This window comes from Halomonas sp. 707D4, from assembly GCF_024158685.1.
In the GTDB taxonomy this organism is placed as follows: domain Bacteria; phylum Pseudomonadota; class Gammaproteobacteria; order Pseudomonadales; family Halomonadaceae; genus Vreelandella.
In genome coordinates this window covers 1-1,506 of the sequence record NZ_JAMZBD010000624.1, presented here as the reverse complement: position 1 = coordinate 1,506, position 1,506 = coordinate 1, and the positions used below count along the sequence as shown (strand labels likewise).

Annotated in this window: 2 protein-coding genes; both read right to left on the bottom strand. The window is 65.9% G+C overall.

Annotated elements, in window-relative coordinates; translation table 11 throughout:
• Positions 1 to 47 precede the first annotated feature (47 nt).
• Positions 48 to 797, bottom strand: coding sequence for an ABC transporter ATP-binding protein (locus BIS11_RS17320; RefSeq protein ID WP_253421142.1), 750 nt, complete (start codon positions 795 to 797; stop codon positions 48 to 50).
• 7 nt (positions 798 to 804) lie between these two features.
• Positions 805 to 1,506, bottom strand: a 702-nt coding sequence (locus tag BIS11_RS17315) for an iron ABC transporter permease (RefSeq protein ID WP_253586690.1), incomplete at its 5' end; no start/stop codon positions are given.

Sequence of the window (1,506 nt, the reverse complement as noted above, 5' to 3'; positions counted from 1 at the left end):
GTAAAAGAAGAGATGCCGGCGGGGCCCACCCGCCGGCGCGAGCCACTTTAGACGGCTTCTTCGACGATGAGCTGCGGGCGGCCCTTGGAACAGGGCTCGATGCGCGCTTCTACCCGGTACACCTGGCGCAGAAGCTCGGGGGTGATGACTTCGTGGGTGGCGCCGCAGGCGATCAGGCGGCCGTGGTCGAGCACCATGGCGCAATCGGTGAAACGCAGCGCGTGCCCGAGATCGTGCAGCGCCACCAGGATCAGCATGCCGCGCTGATCCGCCAGCCGTCGCATTACGGTGAGCAGGTTGATCTGGCGGTTCAGGTCCAGCGCCGAGGTGGGTTCGTCGAGCATCAGGATCTCCGGCTCCTGCACCAGCGCCTGGGCGGCACTCACCAGCTGGCGCTGGCCGCCGCTCAGGTCACCGATATCGCGCTCGCCGAGTGCTACGATATCGAGCTCCGCGAGCGCCCGGTCGACCTGCTCGAGATCCTCCGGCTCCACCTTGAGGCTGCGCCCCTGCATGCGCGCCAGCAGTACCGATTCATAGACGCTGAGCACCGCCTTTGCGCCGGTGTCCTGGGGCATGTAGGCCACCGGGCGTTCGGCCCGGGTCTCGGCGATGCTGACCGCTCCTTCACCGGCCACCAGGCCCAGAATGCGCCGGAAAAGCGTCGATTTACCCGCCGCGTTGGGGCCCAGCAGCGCCACCACCTGGCCGCCTTCAAAACGCGGCGTGGTGATCTCTTCGACGATGGTGCGCCGCCCGTAGCGGGCGGATACGCCGTCAAGCTTGAGGGTTACCATGAGGGAATCACCATGACGCTTTCTTGTGGTTGAGCACCAGAAACAGGAAGAACGGAATGCCGACCAACGAGGTGATGATGCCGATCGGGATGATGGTGCCGGGAATGATCAGCTTGGAGATCACCGAACCCACCGAGAGAATCAGCGCGCCGCACAGTGCCGAGCCCGGCAGGAAGAAGCGCTGATCCTCGCCCAGCAGCATGCGCGCGATGTGCGGCCCGACCAGTCCGATGAAGCCGATGGTGCCGACGAAGGCCACCGCCACGGCGGAGAGCAGCGAGACCAGCACCAGTACTTCCAGGCGCAGCGCGCGCGGCTTGACGCCCATGCTCTCGGCCTTGGCATCGCCCAGGCGCATGGCGGTCAGCGCCCAGCCGTGGCGGGCGAGCAGCGGTAGCACGACGGCGAGAATGCCCAGCGCGATCCAGAACTTCGGCCAGGTCGCCTTGGTCAGGCTGCCCAGGGTCCAGAACACCACCGCAGACACCGCTTCCTGGCTTGCGAAGAACTGGATCAGCGCCATGAGCGAGTTGAAGATGAACACCATGGCGATGCCCAGCAGCACGATGGTCTCCACCGTGACGCCACGCTTCAGGCTCAGAAGGTGGATCAGAAACGCCGTGAACATGGCCATGACGAAGGCGTTGATCGGCACCACGAAGGCGAGGGCGGCGGGTACGATGGCAACGCCGAAGGCCAGGCCCAGGGC